General features: G+C 38.9%; 5 protein-coding genes. All 5 read left to right on the top strand.

Going from position 1 to position 4,946, the window contains the following annotated elements; genetic code table 11:
* The first annotated feature begins 127 nt into the window (after window positions 1-127).
* The 5 genes from VM640_RS00835 (at window position 128) to VM640_RS00855 (ending at window position 4,813) form a co-directional block, all read left to right on the top strand.
* Window positions 128-649, top strand: a complete 522-nt coding sequence (locus VM640_RS00835) for a hypothetical protein (RefSeq protein ID WP_325388942.1) — start codon at window positions 128-130, stop codon at window positions 647-649.
* 140 nt (window positions 650-789) lie between these two features.
* Window positions 790-1,872, top strand: a complete 1,083-nt coding sequence (locus VM640_RS00840) for a DUF4352 domain-containing protein (protein ID WP_325388944.1) — start codon at window positions 790-792, stop codon at window positions 1,870-1,872.
* Window positions 1,873-2,167: 295 nt separating this feature from the next.
* Window positions 2,168-2,815, top strand: coding sequence for a hypothetical protein (locus VM640_RS00845; protein ID WP_325388946.1), 648 nt, complete (start codon window positions 2,168-2,170; stop codon window positions 2,813-2,815).
* 178 nt (window positions 2,816-2,993) lie between these two features.
* On the top strand, window positions 2,994-4,001 hold the full coding sequence (locus tag VM640_RS00850) for a hypothetical protein (protein WP_325388948.1): 1,008 nt from the start codon (window positions 2,994-2,996) through the stop codon (window positions 3,999-4,001).
* On the top strand, window positions 3,998-4,813 hold the full coding sequence (locus VM640_RS00855) for a hypothetical protein (RefSeq protein ID WP_325388950.1): 816 nt from the start codon (window positions 3,998-4,000) through the stop codon (window positions 4,811-4,813). Before VM640_RS00850 ends, VM640_RS00855 begins: the two co-directional genes overlap by 4 nt.
* Window positions 4,814-4,946: the final 133 nt, after the last annotated feature.

The following is a 4,946-nucleotide window of genomic DNA, read 5'->3' on the forward strand; positions in this document are numbered from 1 at the left end:
GCATCCGACGTAGGGTCCCATGTCAAGTCGACCCCAGTGAAAAGGAGGTAAATGCCCGCTTTACGAGTAATAAAAAAGATCGATGGTGAGGAAAGGAGATTTATCTTAAGTTTCTCAAAATCGTGTCTTGACAAGCGGGGGTATTACAAGCTATGAACTTTCGCTTGAAGCAAAAGCAGGAAAAGTGAAGCTAGGTGGTTGCGTCGAAATAATAGGTAACGCGGAATATTTCTGTAAAGACTGTGGCCATGAATGGAACAGAGCGCAAGCTATTGATGAGGCGTACCGCAAATTAAAAACTATCATAGCATCTGTTGGTGGATACTTCGGTGGCTATTATGAAGTCATTATCGATCTGACTAATCTTGAAACCACGTGGAGATTCAACGAAGGTGGAACAGAGGAAACTAGCAAGAAGACTATCCGTGTTTCCACAGCACAAGCCTTTATTGAGGAGTTAAAGATGATTAATCTGCTGAACTGGAAACCCAAGTATATAGAGACCGGTGTGTGCGATGGAACCCAGTGGAGTGTTGAGATTCTAACTGACGGGAGAACTATTAAAAAGTATGGTGACAATCAGTTCCCAGAAGAATGGGAGTTGTTTTGTAGGCTGATCAGACGAACAACAAACAGAAAGTTTCACTAATTTGGCCAATTAAAAAGTTTCTACCTAGCCTACGGCGATACCCGCCAACTCAATTCAGTCGCCATTGAATTAACTAGGTAACGAATGTTGAGCTCGGTCATGCCATTCACAAGATATTAAATTCGAAGGGGTGTAAGAATTTGCGAAAACTAATGGGTCTCTTATTAATAATTGGAATATTTTTTATTGCAGGTTGTTCAAATTTTCCTAAACCAGAATCAACGGTAACCGACTTTATTGAAGCCGGAAAAAAGTTTGATTTAACAAAAATGGCTACAATGGTCAATCCATCTAATGCAAGTAAGGTAACTGATGTAATGAAAGATGGAAAAGACAGCAAAGACCAGTATCAAAAATACTTTTTAGACTACCTCAAGGAAAATGCAACTAAAATTACATACTCAGTAAAAGGGTCAAAAATCGAAAATGATAAGGCTACCGTCACTGTAGATGTTAAGTACCTTAATGGGGGACCGCTTCTTAAAGCAACTATTGGGGACGTTTTTTCTAAAGCATTTTCTTTAGCCTTCACTGGTGTCACGATGAAGGATGAGGATATGAATCAAATGTTTATATCTGCGATGCAAAAGCAAAAAGAAACAGTTAAAGATTCATTTGTGGAGAAGACTATCGATGTTAAGCTGGCAAAGGCTAATAATAAATGGTATATTGACGAACCCAGTGATGATCTTTTAAATGTTTTTACATCTAACTTCGTTTCAGTTGGTAAAGAAATTAACAATTCTATGAATCCATCTTCAAGTAATGCGAATCCCCAGTCGACCACCGCTACGGAAAAGGCAAAGAAAGATAATATGACCATAATACCCAAAAATATTGGAGACGAAATTCAATTTGCAACCCTTAAACTTAAAATCAATCGAGTGGAAGAAAAACAAACAATCAATGCCAAATACAGTTCCCCTAAAACGGCTAAAGAAGGCGCGAAGTTTGTTATAGTTAATGCCGACCTGATCAATACGACAAATAAGGCATTCACGATGTCGCCCAATTTAATTATTGTTGATAATAAAGACCGTGAGTTTAAAACCTATTCCGATGCTATCGGTGCAATTGATGATTATCTCGATTGCAAGGAACTTTCTCCGAGTATCAAAGAAACGGGCAATTGGGTATACGAATTACCAACCGACGCTACAAGTTATAAACTTATATCAGGAAAGTCAGGAACAAACGAGCTTTATGAGATTCTATTGAAATAATAATTGATCGGTCCAATTCCTGGAGTAAGCGGGCCGCGCTGGTTGGTCTTTGCTGGTCTGAATCCGCTCCTCTGCGTTGCACCCTCTGGGGCTAATGACCGGCAGTCGCCGGTCTGGAAGGAGTGAGTGGGTAGCGGTTGCAGGGTGGTGCGGGCAGCTACCGCCGTCGTTAGCATTCCATGATCAGTGTACCTACGGAGGTTACGCTGGTTATGAATTGGTATATTAAAACCACTGAACATAAAAGAAAAACTTTAGGCGCAATAGTCAATAAGAGAAGGAGTGGGGGATTTTAGTGACAGAAATTCACGTGATTGACCATATAGATACAACGCATGAAGGGCCTGCTGCGATGGGCACTAAGGGGAAGGAACAGCAGGTGCATCTTCACCAAGGCTCCTTGGATGGGGCTTGTGGACCGTACTGTCTGTTAATGAGCCTATTGATTTGTGGACTCGCTGACAGATCAGCAGTTTTATCTTCACGTTATAGTAAGCAAACCTCAATTGGTAAGGTTCTGGAAAGGATACATAAGGGCCAAGGACTTTTTAGGGATGGAACTAGCTTGGATGAACTACAGGATTTTATTGATGGAGCATTTACTAAAAGGCTAGGGGCTGAACCTTTTAAAGAAAGTGGAGTAGGCGTAAAGAGCTTCGTCGAAAGGCACATTAAAGAAAACCATCCTGTTATTATGGGCATGGAATATCCAGGCTGGGGACATTGGGTAGTTGCAGTAGGTTTGGAGTATTCAAGGGAGAGCAATGGGACGCTAAGCCTTTGTAGAATTCTAGTTCTTGATCCACAAGAAATGCCATCCAAAGTAAGTACATGGAATGGGGTTGTGGATGCTAGAGGTAGTGGCGGGGCCTACCCTTATACGTGGTGGACGAAGGATCGAAAAGTCAAGCTGGATCAGGCTTTGGCTATATGGAAAAAATAAGAGAGGATCATAGCCTGGTAGAGTTGGTAAAAATTACGCGTGTACAAAACGGCCCGATAGAAAAGCAAGAGGATATAAAAAAAGCATTTTTACATTTTGGGATACTTTAGCTGGTAAGATGTTCGTCAGTTTTTGTGTGGAAAGTAATGTGTGATGGAGAGATGGGAGGGAAAAATTCATGTCAAAAAGTAGGCGAGCAAATGCTGTAATGTTTGGTTTCGATTTTCAGGTAAATGCAGCAATCGTACTTATGCTTGAAAATATTGAGGACTTAATATCACTGCGTCTAGAGGGCAACTATGAGGATATCGAACTGGAATTAGAAAATGGACAATATATTTTAGCACAGGCGAAAACAGTTGAAAAAAGTAGTTCAGATTTTAGAAACGTCCGAAAAAACCTTGAAAAGTCGCTTATTTCCTTATCGGAAGGCAATCTAAAGGTTAATGCCCAACAGCTGATATTAATTACTAATTCCCCAAATCCTTTAAATGAAGATGCTTCTATGAGCGTATTTTTAGGAACTGCACATCGTGACTTTTCGTCATTACCAACGTCTTCACAAAAATTGATAGAGGGTTACCTGAATGGAATGAGTCAGCCACTGGATCTAGATAAATTCATGATTCAAGTGTTACCGTTTGAAACTGATAATGATATAGAGCGGTATAAAATGGTTAAGCAAGTAGTGGATGATTTCATTGGCGATTTTGATTTGAATATTTATGGATTAGGAAAGAAACTACTAAATATTTGGCACGAAGAAGTTTTCAGAAATGGGACAAAGAAGGATATAGCTATTCGGGTGAAGAAAAAAGATGTAGTTTGGCCGATAATGGTTATTGCTACTGATATTGAACGTTGCGATGAATCTTTTGCAGAGGTATTTGATTCCAGTGCTTATGATGAAATTGTTCACCGATATAAGGATACAATAGAATCTTGTTGCGAACGCTGCGAATTTTTTATTAAAGTTCTCTGCGACTATAACGGATACCAAACCACTATGAAACCTGTCGAAAAGTGCATGGATTTTGCGATAAATAAATGGCCCGACTATCTTTCTGAATTTGAACTTGATGCTATTGATGTAGAAACTAAGAAGGGATTAGTCCAGATTATTCTTTACAATATTGTTCGGAACCGAATTACAATTGATAAAATCAAAAGGGGGGTGAAACTGTGATTTTTAAATCTATCCGACTCAAAGAGGGATTTATTGAACGTAAAATTATATTTGCGGAGGATGTCAATTTAATTCACAGTATAAAAAACAGTCGTGGAAAAACTACCCTTCTGCGGTTTATGTTATATGCTCTTGGCTATAACATTCCAAATACCAAGAAAATTAAGTTCAATAACTGCGAAGTAGAGTTATTGATTTACTGTGAGACAAGTGGAATAATATCTTTGCTACGTTGCAGTGATATTGCAGTCGAAGTAACTATGGGTTCTGAAAAGCAAACCTTTGTGCTACCGGAACAGCAAAATGAACTGCATAAAATTATTTTTGGAACTGAAAATGTTGATATTCTAAGAAATCTCCTTGGAGCCTTTTATGTTGACCAAGAAAAAGGTTGGACGTTGCTTAATCGCGGTGTTGTAATTGGAAGTATTCACTTTAGTATTGAAGAATTAATTCGTGGGCTTTCTGGGCGTGATTGTTCAGAGTTGATTCAAAAGGAAGCACGATTGTCAAGGGAACTGACAAAATACCGTCAGATGTTTAGCATTGCACAGTATAGGGAAACGTTGGAGGCAGGGGAAATTGTCACGGATAGTTATGAAGAAGAATCAGATATTGCTATTAACCAACTCCTTTTGCATCAAAAAAGGTTAAAGGCTGAACTGCGCAGGATTGACGGTACCCTGGCCAATAATAAACGCTTTAAACAGTTTGTTGCTGATATGAAATTGCTTGTTCAATCACCTGACGGATTAATTTTTCCAGTAACGGAAAATAACATCGTTGGACTAAATGATGCAATGGATTTATGATTTCAGTGCAAAAAGTCTTTGAAATTGTAACCTATTTTTCCTCTGTAGACTGTTATAAATTCATTTTACCATCTTATGGATAATATTATCTGGATCATCCATCGAAAATGGCGATATTAACACAAGGTGGTGA

The organism is Desulfitobacterium sp. (genome assembly GCF_035539115.1).
GTDB lineage: Bacteria > Bacillota > Desulfitobacteriia > Desulfitobacteriales > Desulfitobacteriaceae > Desulfitobacterium_A.